A 21147-nucleotide genomic window follows, 5' to 3' on the forward strand; every position below is an offset into this window, starting at 1 on the left:
AGTTAATAATAACCGACTATAATCCGGAGGAGAATCAATGGGTGACCCAGTCAACATCCTGCTGGACATTATCCTGCCGCTAACGCTGATTCTGATCATGTTCGGCATGGGCATGACCTTAACGCCGAAGGATTTTATTCGCCTAAAGGAATACCCTCGCGCTATCTTCGCCGGCCTCGGCGGTCAACTTCTCTTACTGCCCATCGTCGGGGCTGCGTTGGCTGTTCTCTGGAACCTGAGCCCCGAGCTAGCCGTCGGCTTAATAATTCTAGCGGCATGTCCGGGCGGCACCACGTCTAACCTCATCTCGCACCTGGCACATGGCGACCGGCCGCTGTCCATCACGTTAACGGCCGTTAACAGTTGCATCGTCGTATTTACCATTCCCTTATTTGCCGCTTTAGCTATCGGTTACTTTGCCGATGGCGGTACCGCCGGGGTTCCGGTGCCGGTTGCGGAAGTCATGGGCGGTGTCTTTATTTTCACGATTGTTCCTGTCGGCTTGGGCATGATCGTGAGATCGATTGCGCCCCGGTTTTCAACGCGGATCGGCCCCCTCTACGACCGTTTCGCTGCCCTATCCTTCTTGCTCATCGTGCTGATTATCCTATGGACAACCCGTCAGGATCTCTTCGCCATGCTGCCGGCAGTCGGGAGTGTCACCATTGCCCTGAGCCTCATTATGACCGGGCTTGGTTTGTTCTTAGGCTTTATCCTTGCGCTAAAACTCCGCCAAGCGCTAACCATCGGCATTGAAGTCGGGATTCAAAATACCGTACTTGGGATGGCAGTTGCGGGCTTGCTGACCGGGGTTGGCGGTCTCAACGGTATGGTTATGATGATCCCCTCGGCATTATACGGTTTGATTATGTTCGCGCCGGCCATCGCGCTGATTGCGTTCGGCCGCCGCCGTTTAAGCTCGCCTTTAGCGGAACCAAAAACTAGCGAGCACCCCTCTCGCACCCCCCAACAACAGCCGTCGAGCTAACGTATCCACACACCTTGACGACCTCCCCAGGCGGAGGTCGTCCGCCAAACAATTGATCTACTTTCTTGTTTAATTATCCAGATATTTTCCGCTATTAAGTTATTTTTTAGTTGCTAATCTATATGCCTGTCGCTTTCAGTTCGCAACAGGAGATCACGTAAAATGGCGAAAGTACTTGTGCTCTACTACAGCTTCTACGGCCACATTGAGAAAATGGCACAAGCCGTCGCGGATGGGGTGCGCGAAGTCCCCGGCGCCGAAGTCGTCGTTAAACGCGTACCGGAGACTATTCCCGCCGACATTCTCAAAGAAGCGGGAGCCAAAACCGAGCAAGCGGCTCCGGTTGCGGACGTCAACGAATTGCCCGACTACGATGCCATCATCTTCGGAACGCCGACCCGGTTCGGAAACGCCGTCGCTCAGATGCGCAACTTCCTGGACCAAACCGGCGGGCTGTGGGCCGAAGGCAAATTGATCGGGAAAGTCGGTAGCGTTTTCACGGCAACGGCCAGTCAACACGGCGGTCAGGAAAGCACCTTGTTAACCTTCCACCCCACTCTGCTCCACCACGGTATGGTAGTCGTCGGCCTACCTTATAGCTGCCAGGAGCAGCTTGGCCTAGATGAAATTAAAGGCGGCAGCCCCTATGGCGCCGGCACGATCACCGGAGGTCAAGGCGAACGCATGGCCAGCGAGCAAGAAATCGCTATGGCGCGCTTCCAAGGTCGCCACGTCGCGGAGATTGCGAGCAAACTGGCCGCTAAGTAAGCGGCCAGTGGCCCTTGCATGGCTCTTAGCGCGCTCAATAGATCGCAACGCCGCCATGGCGGCGTTGCATCTCTTGCGTGCCACCCGGCTCTTACTCAAGGATAATTCACCGTAGTAGCTTGCTTATCCCCAGGCAATGCCAAACGCTCGGTTTCCTCCGCAACCCGAGGGAAACGCCCCGCCTTCCAATCTCCCTTCGCCTGTTCGATACGCGACTTTGAGCTAGAGACAAAATTCCACCAAATATGACGTTGCTCCGGAAAAGCTTGCCCTCCTAATAGGAGTAATCGCGCGTCGCCCTCCAGCGCCTGCAATGTGACGCTAATTTGGGGTTTGAGCACCAGCAAGTGCCCACTTTCGTACACTTTCCCATCAGGTAAAACAAGTTTGCCTTCCACTAGATAGATAGCCTGCTCCTCATGCTCTGGAGGAACGTCGTAGCGTGCATCCACAGCTAAAGCAATATCGGCATACACACTATCGGAGCAGGTTCTCGCTGGCGATCTCAGTCCTTGCCACGACCCGGCGATCAGACGCAAGCGCATCCCCGACTGTTCATAGACCGGCAGCGCCCCCACAGCGTAATGCGCAAACGCCGGCTCGCTTTCCTCATACGCCCTCGGCAACGCTACCCAGGCTTGAATACCGAACAGTCGATGCTCCACCCGCCGCAGCGATGCCGGCGTCCGCTCAGAATGCGCAATCCCTCGCCCGGCGCTCATCCAATTCAACTCTCCGGGCTTAATCGTCTGCACCGTTCCCAGACTATCCCGATGCACCAACTCGCCATCGAAGAGATAGGTTACTGTCGCCAAACCTATATGAGGGTGGGGCAATACGTCCAAGCCCTGACCGGGCTGTATGATCGTCGGCCCCATTTGATCAAGAAAGACGAAGGGTCCGACCATCCTGCGCTTACGCGACGGCAATAGCCTACTAACCTGGAATCCACCGCCTAAATCGCTCTGCCTCGGCGCAATAACCGTATCGACATATCGGCTGTCAGATGGCGAGGTAGCGGACACGGAGCGACGACTCATAGACTCTACTCCTTATCGAGAGACGCGAAACGATTCATCCGTTCTGCTGACGGCGCCGGCAGCTGAACGGCGGAACGGCACGCTGCCTTATCAAGCCCGGCTACCACTCAGCGTGCGGATGGCTCTCTGTTAGAATACACACATACTCCTTCGAACAAGGTCGACATACGCGATGGCCAGCCATATCCCCCGAATCACCCTTGAGCAGTGGGCGGTGCTACAAGCAATCGCCGACGAGGGAAGCTTCGCCAAAGCGGCTGACGCGCTTAATAAGAGTCAATCATCCATCAGCTATACGGTCAAAATCCTGCAAGACCAGCTACCGGTCGAAGTATTAGCTAGCCAAGGACGTCGAACCGTACTAACCGAAGCCGGGCACGCCCTCTTAAGGCGTGCTCGGGCATTGCTTGAAGAAGCGCATCATCTGGAAAGCTTCGCTGCCAAACTTGGCGAAGGCTGGGAATCCGAAGTGCGGTTAGCCGTGGATATCGTTTTCCCCGAGTCGCTATTAATACAAGCGATGGCGGAGTTCGCACCGCAAAGCCTCGGCTGCAGAGTGCAGCTTATCGAAGCGGTTCTCTCCGGTACCCAAGAGGCGATTTTCAACCAACAGGCTGACCTTGCCATCACGCATAGGATTCCACCGGGCCATCTTGGCGAGCCCCTGCTAGCCGTCGCCTTCACCGCTGTCGCGCACCCCGACCATCCCTTACACCACCTCGGCCGCCCCGTCACCGAAAGAGACTTACAGCTGCACCGGCAAATGGTCGTCCGCGATTCCGGCTCGAAGCGTAAAGAAGATGCCGGCACCTTGGTTGCCGAGCAACGCTGGACCGTCTCGCAGCTTCGCACGTCAATCCAATTCGTCAAACAGGGCTTTGGCTTTGCCTGGCTACCCAGAGCTTACATTGAACAAGAATTAGCCAATGGCACATTAAAACCGCTGCCTCTGATTGCCGCGCCGATCGCAGCGACAATCTCTATCTCGTCTTTACAGCCCGCGACGGCGCCGGCCCGGCAACGCGAGCGCTGGCGGACGCGCTGCGGCTCGTCTGCCAAAAAGAGGCTGCCGCTAAAACACTATATTCACGCTAACAAAGCCAAGGCTATACAACCGCAACGTTATCGCTTAGGTTTAGTTGCTCCAGCGTCGAACGCCTCAAGTACCGCGTTGTACATCCGACTCGACTCAAAAAGTCGCCTGCGCGCCGGATCGGACGACAATAGCGACAACCAAGGAACTGGAATGATCAGGCTTAAGGACAACAAGCACGGCTTTGCCATCGACCATATCGCTACCTGCGACTTCGATCGCCTGGTAAGCGTTGATAATGCAAGCATCCTCGCGGCATCCGGACATGCCAACCGGAAACGGCTGACGAACTTCATCGAGCGAGAAATGGGGATCGTGCACCGTTACCACTGCCCGGCCGAGAAAGATGCGCTGGATCTTGCCAGGGACGCACTTTGCAAACTCCTGGAGCTGGCTCCCGAACTTCGGGAAGAAGCCGACTTCGTTATCTACGCCGGTATTTCAAACCCGCTCCCCGTGAGCACGCACAGCGCGCTTTTGGCACACGAATTCGAGTTCAGCGGCAAACCAAGCTGCTGGGATATAAAGTCCGGTTGTTCTTCCGGCGTGCTTGCATTAATCCAGGCGGCGCAATATATGAGTATGGGCGCTCGCCGCGGGGTGCTGATCGCCAGCGAAACTTTAAGTAAGTTCAACAATCCCAACGCACTTCAGATGACGGCCGCCGTCGGCGACGGTGCGGTCGCTCTGGACTTGCGGGCTTCTTCGCAATGGCTGATCAAATCGATCGTTCACGGCACCGACCCAAGATTCGCCAAAGGCATGCAGGTGCCGGGTAAATACCCCTACCCCAGCTCAACGCTCGAACCGGACCAGTACCATTTTCACTTTGAAGAAAAAGCGCAAGGTCTACAAACACTTGCCGGCTATTGGCAAAGCTCGCTAAGAGATTTGCTAGAACTCGCGGAGCTGGACGGAGCGGACATTGCTTACTACATCGCACATCAGATCGACGGCCGGAAAAATCGTGCCTTTGCCCACGCCTGCGGAATTCCCGATCATGCGATAGCCAGCAACTTTCGCCGCTACGGCAACATGGGCTGCCCCACGGTATTCATTAATCAATACGCTTGGCAGCAAGCCCCGAGTTTCTCGCCCGCAGCCGGCGAACACTGGATATGGCACGCGGTCGGCGGCGGCTTTAGCTGGGCAGGTTTATGCATGCAATACACCGGTTAGCCGACTTCCATCAGCGGCGGCGGCGAGGTGGCGAATAACGTCTTCATGACGACGCCGGCCAAGCCGTCGATACTAATGATGCCGTCGAGAATACCTGCCTCGACCACATCGCTGCAGTCGTCTTTCTCCTCGGCACGAGCAGCATTCCATTGCGCTAGCAACGGTGCCGACCCGGACAGCAACTGCTCAATGATCGAGTGATGCATAACGCCAAGTTGCAAACCGGCCAGCCCGTAAGTCGCTTCCGCACCGTATACCTTGGGCATGCCTAACGAATTAGCGCCGCCGAAACCACGACCGATGACAACCCCCATCTTGCGGTAAGGATAATTAATCACCTCTTCCGTCACGCTCAGCAGCTGCTCCAGCACCCGCTGATTTTGACCGTCGAACCGAGGGTCGACACCGGGCGTATCGAGCAACACCAATAACGGTAGCCTTAGTGCCCGAAATAGCTGCAAGGCCTCCCGGTATAGCACCAGGGAACGAAAAGCGAACATATTGTTCACCTGCCCGGGCGGGTTTAGTAACACTCCCAGCCGACGCCCACCAAGTTCGGCAACGAACGCCTGGAGCCGAGAGTCGTACCCTGGAAATACCTCCAGCGCTCGGCCACCAAGTGCCTGCAAAAGCGAGGAGACGGTCAGCGCTTGCCCCGGCGCTACTTCTTCGTAAGGTATTGCCGGTAACGGTCGGTCGCCGCCTAAGTACTTGAGCACGTATGCCGCTCGCATCATCATATCGCCCAACCGATCAGGTAGCTCATGAATCAACCCGGAGCGGTGGTATTCCGCTTCGGTAGCGGCCACTTCGGAGAATGCTATACGCTGGCCGAAAAACAATTGAAAGACTTCCGGCCCGGTTAAGCTCAATGTCGCTCCCGTCCCCGCCGCTAACCGGTAGTGCCCTAAGCCGAACACTAGGGCTCCGAAACCAAGACAACGCCCCTGGCACGCAGTAACTAATAACTGCCGTCGTTTAAAACGGAGCAACGCGGGAATAAGACCGAACACATCGGCGAAGATCGTGCGCCCTTCCATAAAGCGCAAGCCAAGGGAGTTAACCACCAACAACAGCGGCTGATGGCGTTGTTCGACGGCTCGTAAGAAGGCAAGAAACCGCCGGCACACCGAGCGGCCGAAGCTTCCCCCTTTGACGCGAAAGTCCCACCAGCCCACGGCAACCGGTTGCCCGTCTATCGTTCCGGATAACAACCAAATACCGTCCGCGCGCAGGCGGTCGGGACGCTCGCAGTCGACGGGCATGAACAATTCGACCTCGTCGTCCAAACACCCCTGCAAGGCCTTGATCGCCGGTAAATTCTTAAGACTGGCGCTGAGCCAATGATAATCGCTCGCTGTCGTTTCGACCTGATATTCCATAAACCTTCTTCCTTGAACCCGGGGTAGCTCCCCGCCGTCCCTATCGGTTTGGTAAAACGAGAAAATGCAGATTCCCGGTAAACCTCGCTTTGGCAACTACCGCGACTTGCCGAAAAATGTGTTTTGCAAACGCACCCTGGTCGAGCTCAGGCGGCAGGAACATTGAGCTCGGCCCCGTTTCCAAACTGCTCCGGTTGCCACAAAGCCTGGCAAACGGCAGCCGCCACCTCGGCTTCGCTGATGGTTTGCTCGGCAACCGTTGCTCGCAGTCGCCGGGTACGCTCGTTCAACACCAATCCTGGATTCACTAATTGACAATAAATGCCGCGCTTACCGTATTCGCTAACCAGGCTATTTTTTAACCCGACCAAACCGCTTTTCGATACGTTATATGCTATTTGGCCGGGAATCCCATAGCGATAAGCCTGCGAGCCTATTAAAACGATATTTCCCCCTCTCGAACGCCACTCCTTTATACATAACTGCAACAAATAAAGGGTATTAACGAGGTTAGTGCGCAGGCAGGAAAGCAGTACGTCGTAATCGGCATTATGCGCTTTGCGCGGCCCTAAACGATGCACGGGGTTATCCCCCACGTTGGCGATAACTCCTGCCGGTGGCCCCGTCAACTGCAAGAGCCGCTCCCAACTATTCGCTATCTGCTTGCTGTCGGCATGATCGCACTGCAGCGCGATGACCCGCCCTTTCTCCGCCAACTGTTGGCGGGCCGCCTCCAACCCGGCTGGATCGCGCGCGGTGATCGCAACCTGGCAACCGTACTCGCTCAGCAAGCGCTCCGCGCAGGCAAAGCCAATACCTCGGCTTGCCCCTGTGACCAACACCGTATCCTGTCGCATCAATGCCATCGCAGTAGCGCCGCCCCGCCGGTAAAACCTGCCCCCACCGCGCACAACAAGACGCGGTCGCCCGAACCGATCTTGCCCTCGGCCACTGCTTCCGCCAACGCAATCGGCACACTACCGGCCACCGTATTGCCGTAACGAGGAAAATTAATATGTGTTTTGGCCGGAGGAACCCCGAGTTGCTCAATCACTTTCTGCAGCAAGCGACCGTTGGGCTGATGAAAAACAAAGAAGTCGATGTCCTCTAACCGTAGAGCATTGCGCTCCAGCAGCTGCTCCGTCAGGCCGATAAAACCCTGCGCGGCATTGGTCGCAACGCGCGCGCCATCGGGCATCGATAACCGATGCCGACCTTGCCGAATGCTCTCCTCCGTACAAGGTTCGGCAGCACCGCCGGCCGGCACCATAACGGCATCGAAACCGCTCCCGTCGGCCATTAAAAGACAATCTTCAAAACCCTGCGTGCGGCCCGGGAGCGCGCTCACAACAACAGCGCCGGCACCGTCGCCATAGAGAAACGCAGTCCGTTTGTCGGACAAATTGAGTGTACGGGAGCGGCAGTCCGCTCCGATAACCAGCACCTTGCGATCGCCTGTAGCCACGCAGCGCAGCGCTTGTTCTAGGCCATATAGGAAACCGCTACAAGCAGCGACGACATCGTGTGCGGGGAAACCCGAGCCGCCCAGCTTGTGCTGAACGATACAAGCCGTAGACGGCGTCGCATGATCCGGGGTTGAAGTGGCGACGATGAGACGGTCAAGCTCATCGAGCGAACAGTCGGCGTTATCTAGCGCTTGCCGCGCGGCCGCGACTGCCAAGTCGGATGTCGTCATGCCATCGGCCAGAAAACACCGGCTTTCGATCCCGATACGGCTGCGGATGAAACGTTCGCTTAACGTCAACCCGCTAAGCCGCATCAGATCGTCGTTGCTTAATCGGTTGGGGCCTAAAGCATAGCCGGTACCAACTATACCCATCCCTAAAGGCAAGCTGGCAAACAAGTCCTTCAACGTATTCTCCCCCTAAAACGCGCTCCCAGCGACGGCCGGATGTGTCGCTGCGCCGGCATTTACACGCAGCGCCGGGTTAATGATGGTGATGATGATCGTGCGACGTAGCGCTCGGCTCCGCAGCCGTACGATCGCCATGGCGCAATTCCATATAACGCGCCGTCTGCTCCTCCGTGAGAATAGCCGCTTGCCGCAGATGGGCCCGCAAATGGCTTTCGCGAATAACGCCCCGCAAACGAGCAATTTCCTGCACCGCGGCATTCAGCTTCACATCGTCGATCTGACCGGAAGTGAAAAGCTGTTGCAATTCATGTTCTTTCGCAACCAGCTCGGAGCCCCGACGACTTGTTTCGGCACGCATAGCGTCGAATAGCGCTTTGCTCATCTCCCGTTGCTCGTCGCTGAGGGAAAGCTCCTGCGCCAACTCCAGCACATGTCTCGGCCCTGGATAGCCGTTGAGTTCGGCTACGTTGGCAAACCCCATCCCTTGCCCGGCCAGAAACCCCTCCACCTCCTCCGGAGTTAATGCCTTCAGAGCGCGAGAGTCCTGGGCCAACGCCACAGAGCCGATAGCAAGCAAGAAAAGCGCCCAATAAACCTTACGACCGAAGCCCATCATTCTCTTTCCCTTATCGAAAGCCGTTCGATAAACGGCCTATACGGCACCTAACCCCTACGCCCGTAGAGATCCAAACTTTTTCTAACGAACACCAGACGGTCAATCCGCTACGGAAATAATGAAGCGCGCGCAAAAACCGTAAAACCAGCTCTGGGCAATTGATTAAACGACTCGACATCGCCGCCCATAAAGACGTGATCGCCCGCAACAACAAGGGTTTGCGGCGATGAGAAATCATGCGTTAAGCGAGAGTTGCCGCCCACTGCGCGCATGCTCTTGCGCTCGATCACTAAAATACTTTGCTCGGGCATCGCATGCGCCCGACGGTCGAAACCACCGACAAAAAGCCAGTCATCGGCGGCGGTCACAGCCGTAATTTCCATTTCCCCTTGGATAACGGGGTTGCCGCCGGCGACGGTCTGCCACGCCCCGGTGGCCGGATCGAACGACGCAACGCCAGCGAGAACATCCTCTCCCGTGCCATCGGGGTTTGGGTTGACAGCCGCGAAAGCACTCCCCAAGTAAAGCCGACCGTCGGCAACGGTAAGCGCATGTACCGGCCCGACGGTGGCAGGGCTCCACTCGGAATCGCGCGTACCGTTGCGTGCATCCAAGGCGATAAGATCGACACCGGCGATGTAGACTGTCTCGTCAAGGTAAGCCATAGCCGCTACCGGCCCCGCTGCGGTGCCGGTTGGCTGCCAGGCGTTATCGAACGCTCCGCCGCTGAGCCCAAAGGCTGCCAACCCTGCCCGTTCTACGCCCTCCACCTTAGCGAAATCGCCGCCGACGAATAACCGTTGCGGCGACGCGGCGAGCGCGGTGACACTACCCTCCACTTTTGGATACCAGACAAGTCGCGCTTCGTTTGGCGTTGCAAAGCCCGCAAGGCCTTGCTGGGGTTCGCCGTCGATGTACGAGAATGCCCCACCGACGTAGAGCCTATCCTCCGCCACCAACAGCGCGTGCACCGGCGCATCCGGATTCGGCCGCCAGTCCTCGTCAAGGGTGCCGGCGGCAAGATCGAATGCTGCCAGATTCTTATGATCCGTTGTTTGCACCAACCGAAAGGCGCCGGCGACCATCACCCGCTCGTCGTGCGCGGCCAGCGCGAGCACAGGCTCGTCCACCGTCGGGCTGAACGGTTTCAAGCCACCGCTGGCAATATCGAAAGCGGCGAGCGTGAAACGCGGCTCCTCGTCCACCTCGGTAAAACTACCCGCCACAAACAAGGTGTTGTCATCAACCGCTAAGCGCTCGGCAAACCCTGCTTCAGGGCGCCCATCGGGGCCAGTCAGCGTTAGCGCCGGCCGCCAATCGTCAATTGGTCTTCCGTCTAGCGCTACGACGGCCGCAAGCCCGGCCTGCTCGCGGCCGCCGATCTCGTCGAACTCTCCAGCGACGAACAGGACGCCCTCTGCCAGGTAGAGATCCCGAATAGTCGGCGCATCGCCACGGCTAGATCGCAAATCGACATGCCAATCGCTTCTAAGGGCACCGTCGGCCAACGTCAGCGCCGCCAGTGCTTGCCGTGTCTCGCTCTCGGCGGTATAGCGAAAGCGCCCTCCGACATAAAGCGTCTCGGCATCGGCCGTTAACGCCCAGACCCGAGGCTGAACGGCAAACTCGCCGAAATCCGGCTCCCAGTCCAGCAAACGCCCCCCTCGGGCAAGGTCGAATGCCGCCAAACCGGGCCGAGAAACGCCACCCGCCTCAGCGAAGTCGCCGCCGACGAACAGGGTCTCGCCACGCATTGCCAATGCCTGAACGCTACCGCCCTGCAACTCTGCGTCCCAGTCGAGCAACTGACCCGTTTGGCTATCGAGGACAGCCACATGCGAGCGTTGATCGCCGTTGACACGATCGAACTCGCCGCCGATGACCACATAATCCCCTGCCGCGAGGATACGCTCGATACGAGGTTCCGCAGCTTGGCTATAGCGAATGGAAGGTGCCCATTCGCGGTCGAGGCTGCCGTCGGGTAAGAACCGGGCTATACGTTCGCGGGCCGATCCATCGACGACAGCAAAGTCTCCCGCGACATACCATCGACCGCTACCGTCGCTCGCCGCCGCCGTGACAGGCCCCCAATTGCCCACCGCCGGCAAAGGCCCCACCGGCTCGCCCTTGCCGCTAAATAACGCCGCGCCACCGGTGACCATCCCCAACTGTTCGAAGGCACCGCCGACTAACAAACGGTCTTCCCATACGGCGCCGGTAATAATTCGCGGAAGGCGTTCGGCCCCGCCGCCGGCACCAAATCCAGGCAAGGTAGCCCGCGCGGCAACGTGCCGGCTGCGCTCTCGGTCATGCTCGGCAACAAAGTAATATACGGTATCCGGATCCAGCTCGTCGCCGAATGCGGTTAGCGTGAGCTTGCCGCCGTCGGCGCGACGAAAGCCGCTGTGCGGGCAGCTTGCGTAGTTTTCCCACTCGCAATTCGGGTCGGAGGAATAAACGATGTTGACGGGGCGTTCGCTGCTCCAACGCAAATGAATCTGCATAATATCTGAGCGTGCGTTGAGGGTCAGCGCCGTGCCGGCATCTGGTCGGTCTCGACTTTCGCCGTCACAGCCTGCGGCGAGCCCAAGCAGCAAAGCGAGCATGACCCCTGCGCCTAATTCCCGATAGCACCGCAGCCTCATTCCCTTCCCTCGCGCTGTCCGTTTCCCGGGGAAACCTATATTTATTAATAGTGCATCAAATAATACAACGAATTGATCTTTTTGGAAGGCGAAATATATTGGCAATAATTTAATTATTTAATATATAAATTCTAAAACGGCATTCCCGATAACAGCGCCGGCGGGCTCTGCGAGATACACCCCCCGTGCAGCGCGGAAGGCAAAGCGCGCGGCTTAGCGGTTCCCTTGCCTATGCCTATAGAGCGGGATACCGTAGGTTTATGGGCAACAAAGGCGGTCAAATACCTATGAGCGAGATCGATCTGCGGCAGCCGGACCTCTACACCAACCGTCAACTTAGCTTGCTCGAATTCAACCGCCGCGTTCTCGCTCAAGCGGAAGATAACAGGCTGCCCTTGCTTGAGCGGTTGAAAATGCTGTGCATCTCCAGCACCAACCTCGACGAATTCTTCGAAATACGGGTCGCCGGGCTTAAGCAGGCCATGGCGATGGGTTCGGTACAAGCCGGGCCGGATAACCACAGCGCACAGGAAGTCCTCACGGCGATCAGCCAGCGCGCTCATCAGTTGGTCGAGGATCAGTATAGGATCCTCAATAGCGTCCTGATCCCGCAGTTGGCCGAACAGGACATCCGCTTTTTGCGCCGTAGCGAGTGGAGCCCGTCTCAGCGCCTCTGGCTACAAGAATATTTTGAAGAGGATCTGTTGCCGATTATCAGCCCTATCGGGCTAGATCCTGCCCATCCCTTTCCGCGCGTACTTAATAAAAGCCTCAATTTCATTGTCTCGCTCGACGGGAAAGATGCGTTCGGGCGCTCCAGCGGGTATGCCGTCGTGCAAGCGCCGCGCGCGCTACCGAGGCTCATTCAGCTACCTGCCAACGAGGCCGGCAACGGACCGTTCGATTTCGTCTTTCTCTCGTCCGTCATCCACGCCTTCGTCGGTCAGGAATTATTCCCTGGCATGCGGGTTAAGGGCTGCTATCAGTTCAGGGTCACCCGCAATAGCGATTTGTTTGTCGACGAAGAGGAAGTCGACGATCTTCTGCGAGCCATGGAAGGCGAACTTTTGTCGCGCCGCTATGGCGATGCGGTACGCCTGGAGGTCGCCGCTAATTGTCCTGACCATCTGGCCGACTACCTGCTGGATGAATTTAACCTCAGCCGCGACGACCTCCACCAAGTTAATGGCCCGGTGAATTTAAACCGCTTGATGGCCATCTATGACTTGGTTGATCGGCCCGAACTTAAATTCACGTCCTTCGTCTCGGGGCTGCCGCGAGAGCTTGCACCGACCAGCGACATTTTCGAGCGCATTCGCCGCAGCGACATTCTGTTGCACCACCCGTTCCACAGCTTCTTACCCGTTATCGATTTTCTCCGGCAAGCCGCGCAAGACCCGCAGGTGCTCGCCATCAAGCAAACGCTATACCGCACCGGGCCGGACTCGGCTATCGTCGATGCCTTAGTCGCAGCCGCTCGCTCCGGTAAAGAAGTGACGGTCGTCATCGAGCTACGGGCCCGGTTCGACGAAGAGGCCAACATCGCGCTGGCTAATCGATTACAAGAAGCCGGGGCCCATGTGGTGTATGGCGTTGTCGGCCACAAAACTCACGCCAAAATGATGCTGGTCGTTCGGCGGGAGGGGCGCGACCTGAACCATTACGTTCATTTGGGCACCGGCAACTACCATTCGCGCACAGCACGACTCTATACCGACTATGGTTTGCTGACGTGCAACGAGGATATTGGCGAAGACGTTCGCCGCGTGTTCTTGCAACTAACCAGCCTTGGCAAGGTGTCCGAACTTAATTGTTTGCTACAGGCGCCGTTTACGCTGCACGACCAATTGCTGGGCAAGATTGAGCGCGAGGCGCGTCATGCACAAGCCGGGCGGCCCGCTCGCATCATTGCCAAGCTCAACTCGCTGGTTGAGCCGCAAATCATCCAAGCGCTCTACGCAGCCTCCTGCGCGGGCGTGAAAATCGATCTCGTCGTCCGGGGTATGTGCTCGCTCAAGCCGGGCCTCCCCGGCGTCTCGGAACGCATCACGGTACGCTCGGTCATCGGACGATTTCTTGAGCATACGCGGGTTTACTACTTCGAGAACGACGGCGATCCGCAAGTATTCTGTTCAAGCGCCGATTGGATGGAGCGCAACTTCTTCCGTCGAGTGGAAGTTGCCTTTCCTTTGCTAAACCCCGAGGTACGCGCGCAGGTTATTCGCGATCTCGACTATTACCTGCGCGATAACACGCAAGCCTGGGTGTTGACCGCCGAAGGGCATTACGAGCGGCTGCAGCCGGCCGAAGGCGAACAGCCCCTCTCCGCTCAAACCGCCTTACTCGAAGAATTGACCAGCCTCAGCTAAACGGCGACTAACGGTCGATCGCCGCAATCTCAAACCCGAAAGAGAACCGTACCGTTAGTAATACAGCCGAAAACCGGCCGTTGCTAGCTGTTTTGCTTCCTCCTGCAAGTCGGCGACCAGCAAGGGATGCTCGGCCAACCACGACGGGGCAAACCGCAACGTCACACGCTTTCCCTCGACCTCCAGCCGCGGCAAAGACTGCGGACCGACATCCCGCGACCGATGCAAGAGCACGGCGAGACGTAACAACACTAACAATCGATAGGCTTGCTTTTGTTGCCGAGGCGGCAGACTTTTGATTCGTTTATGCGGCAAACGGCGCCGGTGTCCCTGTACCAGCACCGCGAGCAAGGCTTGCTCTTGCTGAGAAAACCCGGCTAAGTCGGCGTGCCTAACAACATAGGCTCCATGCTTATGATACTGCGCATGCGAGATATCGAGGCCGATCTCATGCAACTCCGCCGCCCACCGCAACAGACGGCGACTCTCCGAATCGCCCAAACCCCAGGTTACTGCCACGGCCTGGCGCAAACGATCGGCCGTTTCGCGAACGCGCTCGGCCTGCCCAGCATCGACGTGGTAGCGGGCCCGTAAACTGTCGATGCTCCCACCCCGCACCTCGCGCCGCTGAATACGCCCCAATAAGTCATACATAACGCCTTCGCGCAGAGCGCCTTGTGCCGTTTCCATCTCGTCCAAAGCCAAGGCCTGGAAAACGGCGCTTAATGCCGCTACGCCACCGGCAAAAACGGGTGCTCGCTCGGAGCCGACGCTGCAAAAACCGGCGCGTTCGACACTGCCGGCAGCCAGCAGCGTTTTGCGCAGCTTAGCGAGCGCCGACGCCGTAATCGTGCCCTCGCTCCAGCCGGCTTCAAACACGGTTCGTTGTACAGCCTGGATGGTGCCGGAAGCTCCGATCACCCGCTGCCAGCCGCTCTCGCGAAAGCTCTGCGCCACCGGCTCCAGCTCTCGTCTAGCCGCGAGCACGGCCTCCTGCCAGCGCGCCCGGTCGATCTTACCGTCCGCAAATGCCTGCTGCGTGAGCGTTACGCAACCAACCTCCAAGCTCTCCAGCAACGACGGCTCAACCCCCTCGCCGATAATCAGCTCCGTGCTCCCCCACCGATATCGACAACCAAGCGTCGACGGCCCTCGTCGGCGACGCTATAGGCGACGCCCAGGTAAACTAACCGCGCCTCCTCAAAACCCGACACCACTTCAATCGGATGCCCTAACGCCTTCTCCGCTCGTTTGAGGAATCCCCGGCTATGGCGCGCACGACGCAGGGTGTTCGTTCCCACCGCTCGCACCGTGCCAGCCTCGAATTGCCGCAACCGCTGACCGAAACGCTGCAACGCTGCCAACGCGCGCTCTTCCGCGTCTTGGGCAATACGCCCATCGTCGGTTAAGCCTGCCGCCAATCGCACCGGCTCTTTAAGCCGATCCAGCACCTGCAATTGCCCGTGATGATCGCGCCCTATCAACATGTGAAAACTGTTCGAGCCGAGGTCTACCGCCGCTACGGGGCGGGACAGTTTCGCTGGCGACTCGTCGGCAATCGCTCCGAAAGGCGGCCCCTGTTTCATAAGGTTTCCTCGCTCGTCGCTCACCGCGGGGGAATACGCGCTGTTGGCGCGGCAACCCGCTTGACCATTGTGCCACCATGTCGGCTCGGCCCGCAGCTTCTTAGCGTAGTTAATTTTTCAGCATTTACTTGCAATGTACCTACTCAGCCTCGACTAGTTGCGAAAGAGAGGTACTGCCTCTTCTTCTTGTTCGACCAGGCCGCCAGGGTGTCCCGCGGTGCGCCTAAGGAATCTGTTCAGCTTAGGAGAAGTAAGGATTATGCAATCGGCAGCCAGCCAAGCCCAGAAAGCCCCACAAGCCATGCTTGCGGCCGTTCTCACGGAAGCCGGCCACTTCGAATTACAACAGGTTCCGCGCCCGCAACCGGGGCCGAACCAAGTAAGAATTCGTCTGCAAGGCTGCGGCATCTGCGCCTCCAACATACCCGCTTTCGAGGGGCGCGAATGGTTCCAATACCCCTTATCCCCCGGTGAGCTTGGCCACGAAGGTTGGGGTACGATCGACGCCATCGGCGACGAGGTCGATCACTTACGCGTTGGAGAGCGTGTGGCCGCCTTAAGTTTCCATGCCTATGCCGAGTACGACATCGCCGATGCCGACAAGGTAGTCCGGCTGCCGCCGGCACTCGACGGCCAACCTATCCCCGGCGAAGCGCTCGGTTGCATCATGAACATATTCCGGCGCGCCCAAATAACGCAGGGTCAGACCGTTGGCATCGTCGGCTCCGGATTTCTCGGCAGCGGGCTGCTTCAGCTTGCGAAAGCGGCCGGCGCCCGCGTGATTGCGATTTCCCGCTCGGAAAGCTCTTGCGCCTTGGCGGAACGTCTCGGTGCCGATCATGTCGTGCCGATGCAAGATCATTGGGAAATTATCGACCAGGTCAAACAACTGACCGAGGAGCGTTTCTGCGAGCGCGTACTGGAATGCACCGGCAAGCAATGGCCGCTCGATCTCGCCGGCGAACTCACCGCCTTCAGCGGTCGGCTGGTCATCGCCGGCTTTCATCAAGACGGGCCACGCTCGGTTAATATGCAACTCTGGAACTGGCGCGGTATCGACGTCGTCAACGCTCACGAACGCGACCCCGCTGTAGCGGTGCGGGGAATGCAAGAAGCCGTTGCCGCCGTCGCCGACGGTCGCCTTCAAATCGCGCCTCTACTCAGCCATCGCTTCGGCCTCCAGGACTTGACTCGCGGTTTGCACGCAGCGGCCACCCGACCCGAGGGCTTCACCAAAGCCGTGCTGATGATGGAGGAGGCTAACCGTGGATAAGCATCGCAAACTCCGCCTCGGCTTTCTCGGCACCGGCTGGATCGGTCGCCATAGGCTTCAGAAATTGGCCGAGTCCGGTCTCGCCGATATCGTTGCCATCGCCGACCCAAGCCCGGACTGCCTGCAACAGGCCGCAGCGATTGCACCAACGGCTATCCAAGCGACAAGTTTAGACGAGCTTCTCCAGCTCGACCTGGACGGGCTTGTGATTGCCACCCCAAGCGCCCTTCACGCCGAGCAATGCCGGCGCGCCTTCGACGCCGGGCTTGCGGTATTTTGCCAAAAGCCCCTAGGCCGCAACGCCGCTGAGGTAGCCTCGGTCGTTAATGCCGCCCACCGCGCCGACCGCTTACTAGGCGTGGATTTTTCCTATCGCTATGTCGCCGGTATGGACGAGATCCGCCGTCGTATTCAAGCCGGAGAACTCGGCCGTGCCTTTGCAGGGCGGCTAGTATTTCACAACGCTTACGGGCCCGATAAAGCCTGGTTCTACGACCGCGACCTGGCCGGCGGCGGCTGCCTGATGGACCTGGGCGTGCACTTGGTCGACCTCGCTTTATGGCTGTTTGATTTCCCGCGCGTGGAGCAGATTACCAGCCGCTGTTTCGCCGCAGCCGAGCGTTTGTCGTTAAGCTCGAACGCGGTGGAAGACTACGCGCTCGCGCAACTCGATTTAGCCAACGGGGTGAGCCTTGAACTGGCGTGTTCGTGGAATTTGTCCGCCGGTTGCGACGCTGAGATCGAGGCGAGTTTCTTCGGCGATCGAGCCGGCGCGCGTTGGCGTAACGTTAACGGCTCCTTCTTCGACTTCAACGCCGAGTGGCATCAAGGCACCGAGCGAGAGACGCTCGGCTCGCCACCGGATGATTGGGGCGGTCGAGCGGCGCTGGCCTGGGCCGAGCAACTTATCGCCAACCCTGCCCATGATCGCGCGCGGGCCGCCCATTATATATATGTGGCAGAAGTGCTCGATCGGATCTATCAGCAAGCAGATCCGACACCGCAAGCCGTGTCCGCGGCTCGCAGCGCCGTTAACTGACGGGGGCGGGGCTTGTCGCCCTACCCCTGCGCCGCCCGCAAGCGTTCGTCCAAGCTCGCCAGCCGTAAACGCGCCTGTTCGACAGTCAAGCCAAGGCCCGTGTCGAACGTCACCTGCGGGCGCCACCCTAAGAGCTGCTGCGCCAGGCTGATATCCGGTTTCCGGCGTAGCGGATCGTTCTCCGGTAACGGGCAGAAACATATCTCCGCCGCCGTTCCGGTCGCCAATTTCACCTGCTCGGCAATGGCCAATACGCTGAACTCCTCAGGATTACCGAGGTTTATCGGGCCGCTGTGGTCGACTCCCAGATAACGCACTATGCCTTCCACCAGATCGTCGACATACTGCAAGCTACGTGTTTGATTGCCGTTGCCGTAAATCGTAAGCGGTTTACCGGTCAGGGCCTGGCGAATAAAATTGGTAACTACCCGCCCGTCGTACAGGTCCATCCTAGGACCATAAGTATTAAAGATGCGGATAATCCGCACCGGCATACCGAGTGCTCGGTGGTAAGCCATCACCAGACTTTCGGCGAACCGTTTCGACTCGTCGTACACCGCGCGCGCCCAATCGGATTGACATTACCCCAATACGCCTCCCGCTGAGGATGCTCCAACGGGTCGCCATAGACCTCGCTCGTACTGGCAAGAAAAAAGGCCGCTCCGCGACCTTTTGCTAGCTCCAGTAGTTGATAGGTGCCCCGGCTATTTACCAGCATGGTCTCAACCGGCCGCTCCAAATACTTCGGCGGCGAGGCCGGGCTGGCAAAGTGCATCACCCAATCGAGGCTGCGTTTGAGCATGAGCGGTTCGCAAACGTCGTGCTCGATAAACTCAAACCGCGGGTGCCGGTAAAGATGGCGAAGATTATCCAAGTTGCCGGTACTGAGGTTATCGACACCGATGACGCGGTGCCCCTCCGCCAGTAAACGATCTACCACGTGACTGCCGACGAAACCAGCCGCACCAGTCAATAAGATGGTCAACGCACGGCCTTTTTTCGGCTTGTAGCATAGAGCCTTTTCATCGACAGTTTTCCTCCTTGTCCACCCGCCTCCTGGACCGTCGGCAAAACCCGCAGAAACACGGCAGGAAGCGGTTCTTGAATCTCCGTCGTCAGGCATTACATAAGGTCTTACGAATACTGTTCAACCAGCAGTAAATGCTAATGAAGATCGGACAGCGATAGCTTTCAGAACAGGGAGTTAGAACGGCATATTTTGAATAGCTATTTTAGAAATTATGTTTTTCACGCGTTGCAGCGCACAACTCTTCAGCCGGCGTTATTGTAGGGAAAGACAAAACCGGCTAGCGGCCGATCTCCTTTCGATTCGCCGCATCCATACATGGACATGTAAAAGCACATGACTTGCATGACGCTGGAAACGAAACAAGCCTTAGTTAGCGGGGGGAGTTCCGGGATTGGCATGGCCATTTGCAAGGCGCTAAGCGCTGCGGGGGCCCGGGTTGCAAATGCCGATATCGCACCGCCGGCCGTCGGGCTTCCTGCCGGGATTACCCATCACCGTACCGATATTCGTATCGGTGCGGAGGTCGATAGGCTGTTCGATCGCCTCCATAGCGCACAAGCATTACCCGATATTCTTGTACTCAATGCCGGCATCGGACTGTACGAGCCTTTATGCGAAGGCGATCCGGAGAAATGGCAGCGCCTCGTCGATACCAATTTTCTTGGCGCCTTGCGCTTAATCCGCGCCTTTGTCCCGCCCATGCTGGAGAACCAGGGCGGCGATGTCGTATTCATCGGCTCGGTCTCCGCTCGCCAACCGCACCCCAGCGGCGGCGTATACAGCGCTAGCAAATCCGCACTTGCCGACATCGCCGAGACGCTGCGAATGGAAGCGCAATCCGCTCTTCGAGTATGCACCGTGTCCCCCGGCGTGGTTGACACATCGTTTTTCGACAATCTGCTCGCAGGCGAGCAAAGCGTGGAAGAGATCGGCTACGGGAGTCTGGACCCCGCCCACATAGCTGAACTTGTAGTTTTCGCGCTGACGCGGGCACCGGAAGTGGCCATTAACCACATCACGGTTCGGCCACGGAAGCAGGTGTTCTGATCACCGAAGGGCCATCGAGCGGATGAGCCAGGGAAGGGAGACGGCGATGAGCAAGAGAGTACTGATTACCGGCGGTGCAGGCTTTATCGGGTCGCATGTAGCCGACGAACTCATCAAGCAGGGATATCGTGTCCGGGCATTGGACAACCTGAGCGAACAAGTCCATGGCCAATCACGGCGTCGCCCCGATTACCTGGATTCCGACATCGAGTTGATAGAAGGCGACATCCGCGATCCGGAAACGGTTGCGCATGCCTTGCAAGGCGTCGATGCCGTCTTCCACTTTGCCGCTGCCGTAGGCGTCGGCCAAAGCATGTACGAAATCGCTCAGTACACGGAAACCAATAACTTTGGAACCGCCGTTTTACTGGAGCAATTAGCCAAGCAGCGCGTCGAAAAGCTGGTATTGGCGTCCAGCATGAGTCTGTACGGAGAAGGCTTATACCAAGACGCCAGCGGAGCGGCGACCGATACCGTCCGCCGCAGTCGGGGCCAGTTGCGAGAGCACCGCTGGGAGCCTCTCAGCCCGAGTGGCGAGCAACTCACGCCTGTCCCGACCCCGGAAAGCAAACCTGCCGATCTCGCGTCGATTTATGCGCTATCGAAGTTCGACCAGGAACGGATGTGCCTCCTTATCGGCGAAGCCTACGATATACCGACCACGGCGCTGCGCTTCTTTAACGTGTACGGCCCGCGCCAGGCGCTATCGAACCCCTACACGGGCGTGCTGGCCATCTTTGCCTCCCGTTACCTCAATGGCCAACCGCCGCTGATTTTCGAAGACGGCGAACAGCGCCGCGATTTCGTCAGCGTACACGACGTCAGCCGGGCAGCGCGCCTTGCACTGGAAGCAAACGCTGCTACCGGGCGCGTGTTCAATATCGGCAGCGGCCAGGCTTACACCGTATCCGGTATCGCACGGCGTATGGCCCAGGCGCTGAACTGTCCGGACATCGAGCCGCAAATTACCGGCGATTACCGGGTCGGCGATATACGACATTGTTTTGCCGATATCGCTTTAGCGGAAGAAATTCTCGGTTATCGGCCTCAAGTAGATCTGGAAGACGGCCTGCAGGAACTTGCCGACTGGCTGCCCAGAACATCGGCAATCGACCGTGTTCCCCAAGCGAGAGAGGAACTGACTCGGCGGGGGCTCAGCCTTTGAGGCGGGTAAAAGCAAACGGGACGGCAAACACCGGCGACACCGCCGGCGGCC

At 58.3% G+C, this 21147-nt stretch carries 17 protein-coding genes and 1 pseudogene; 8 read left to right on the forward strand and 10 right to left on the reverse strand.

What is annotated here, in order from left to right:
* Window positions 1-37: 37 nt before the first annotated feature.
* Entirely contained in the window at window positions 38-988 is a 951-nt protein-coding gene (locus tag CAI21_RS19380) for a bile acid:sodium symporter family protein (protein WP_116303808.1), read from the forward strand.
* Between the two features lie 162 nt (window positions 989-1150).
* Window positions 1151-1756, forward strand: coding sequence for an NAD(P)H:quinone oxidoreductase (gene wrbA, locus CAI21_RS19385; protein WP_116303809.1), 606 nt, complete (start codon window positions 1151-1153; stop codon window positions 1754-1756).
* A 95-nt stretch (window positions 1757-1851) separates the two neighbouring features.
* Here the strand turns inward: wrbA and CAI21_RS19390 are convergent, their stop codons facing one another.
* The gene (locus tag CAI21_RS19390; protein ID WP_116303810.1) at window positions 1852-2796 is read right to left on the reverse strand and encodes a pirin family protein; all 945 of its coding nucleotides are present in this window, start codon (window positions 2794-2796) and stop codon (window positions 1852-1854) included.
* A gap of 172 nt (window positions 2797-2968) precedes the next feature.
* Here CAI21_RS19390 and CAI21_RS25310 point away from each other — a divergent pair, with 172 nt between their 5' ends.
* The gene (locus CAI21_RS25310; RefSeq protein ID WP_258868236.1) at window positions 2969-5068 is read left to right on the forward strand and encodes a LysR substrate-binding domain-containing protein; all 2100 of its coding nucleotides are present in this window, start codon (window positions 2969-2971) and stop codon (window positions 5066-5068) included.
* Here the strand turns inward: CAI21_RS25310 and CAI21_RS19405 are convergent.
* From CAI21_RS19405 to CAI21_RS19425, 5 genes are all read right to left on the reverse strand, one after another.
* The gene (locus CAI21_RS19405) at window positions 5065-6450 is read right to left on the reverse strand and encodes a carboxyl transferase domain-containing protein (protein WP_116303812.1); all 1386 of its coding nucleotides are present in this window, start codon (window positions 6448-6450) and stop codon (window positions 5065-5067) included. The genes CAI21_RS25310 and CAI21_RS19405 overlap by 4 nt on opposite strands.
* Window positions 6451-6596: 146 nt before the next feature.
* Complete coding sequence (locus tag CAI21_RS19410) at window positions 6597-7316, reverse strand: SDR family oxidoreductase (protein ID WP_116303813.1); 720 nt, start codon at window positions 7314-7316, stop codon at window positions 6597-6599.
* Window positions 7307-8323: a 3-oxoacyl-ACP synthase III family protein gene (locus tag CAI21_RS19415; RefSeq protein ID WP_116303814.1), complete on the reverse strand. Its 1017-nt coding sequence runs from the start codon at window positions 8321-8323 to the stop codon at window positions 7307-7309. Before CAI21_RS19415 ends, CAI21_RS19410 begins: the two co-directional genes overlap by 10 nt.
* A 76-nt stretch (window positions 8324-8399) precedes the next feature.
* Window positions 8400-8942 carry a Spy/CpxP family protein refolding chaperone gene (locus tag CAI21_RS19420; protein ID WP_116303815.1) on the reverse strand — a complete coding sequence of 181 codons (543 nt, stop codon included), beginning with the start codon at window positions 8940-8942 and terminating at the stop codon, window positions 8400-8402.
* Between the two features lie 107 nt (window positions 8943-9049).
* The gene (locus CAI21_RS19425; protein ID WP_116303816.1) at window positions 9050-11587 is read right to left on the reverse strand and encodes an outer membrane protein assembly factor BamB family protein; all 2538 of its coding nucleotides are present in this window, start codon (window positions 11585-11587) and stop codon (window positions 9050-9052) included.
* 287 nt (window positions 11588-11874) lie between these two features.
* On the opposite strand from CAI21_RS19425, the gene ppk1 reads away from it, so the two are divergent.
* A complete protein-coding gene (gene ppk1, locus CAI21_RS19430) occupies window positions 11875-13956 on the forward strand; it encodes a polyphosphate kinase 1 (protein ID WP_116303817.1) in 2082 nt (693 codons plus the stop codon).
* A 54-nt stretch (window positions 13957-14010) separates the two neighbouring features.
* On the opposite strand, the gene CAI21_RS26165 is transcribed toward ppk1, so the two are convergent.
* Window positions 14011-14646, reverse strand: coding sequence for a hypothetical protein (locus tag CAI21_RS26165; RefSeq protein WP_404840899.1), 636 nt, complete (start codon window positions 14644-14646; stop codon window positions 14011-14013).
* A 6-nt stretch (window positions 14647-14652) separates the two neighbouring features.
* Window positions 14653-15542: pseudogene (locus CAI21_RS26170) on the reverse strand (Ppx/GppA phosphatase family protein); the annotation flags it as partial.
* Between the two features lie 259 nt (window positions 15543-15801).
* On the opposite strand from CAI21_RS26170, the gene CAI21_RS19440 reads away from it, so the two are divergent.
* Together CAI21_RS19440 and CAI21_RS19445 are read left to right on the forward strand one after the other, a co-directional pair.
* On the forward strand, window positions 15802-16815 hold the full coding sequence (locus tag CAI21_RS19440) for an MDR/zinc-dependent alcohol dehydrogenase-like family protein (RefSeq protein WP_220348881.1): 1014 nt from the start codon (window positions 15802-15804) through the stop codon (window positions 16813-16815).
* Window positions 16808-17854, forward strand: coding sequence for a Gfo/Idh/MocA family protein (locus tag CAI21_RS19445; RefSeq protein ID WP_116303818.1), 1047 nt, complete (start codon window positions 16808-16810; stop codon window positions 17852-17854). The genes CAI21_RS19440 and CAI21_RS19445 overlap by 8 nt, the downstream gene beginning before the upstream one ends.
* Window positions 17855-17874: 20 nt before the next feature.
* On the opposite strand, the gene CAI21_RS25720 is transcribed toward CAI21_RS19445, so the two are convergent.
* Window positions 17875-18411, reverse strand: a complete 537-nt coding sequence (locus CAI21_RS25720; RefSeq protein WP_309544972.1) for a GDP-mannose 4,6-dehydratase — start codon at window positions 18409-18411, stop codon at window positions 17875-17877.
* Window positions 18372-18839: a GDP-mannose 4,6-dehydratase gene (locus CAI21_RS25725; RefSeq protein WP_309544973.1), complete on the reverse strand. Its 468-nt coding sequence runs from the start codon at window positions 18837-18839 to the stop codon at window positions 18372-18374. Before CAI21_RS25725 ends, CAI21_RS25720 begins: the two co-directional genes overlap by 40 nt.
* Before the next feature lie 378 nt (window positions 18840-19217).
* On the opposite strand from CAI21_RS25725, the gene CAI21_RS19455 reads away from it, so the two are divergent.
* Complete coding sequence (locus CAI21_RS19455; RefSeq protein WP_116303819.1) at window positions 19218-19931, forward strand: SDR family oxidoreductase; 714 nt, start codon at window positions 19218-19220, stop codon at window positions 19929-19931.
* Between the two features lie 46 nt (window positions 19932-19977).
* Window positions 19978-21096: an SDR family NAD(P)-dependent oxidoreductase gene (locus CAI21_RS19460; protein WP_116303820.1), complete on the forward strand. Its 1119-nt coding sequence runs from the start codon at window positions 19978-19980 to the stop codon at window positions 21094-21096.
* Window positions 21097-21147 lie beyond the last annotated feature (51 nt).

The organism is Alkalilimnicola ehrlichii (genome assembly GCF_003399765.1).
Lineage (GTDB): Bacteria > Pseudomonadota > Gammaproteobacteria > Nitrococcales > AK92 > AK92.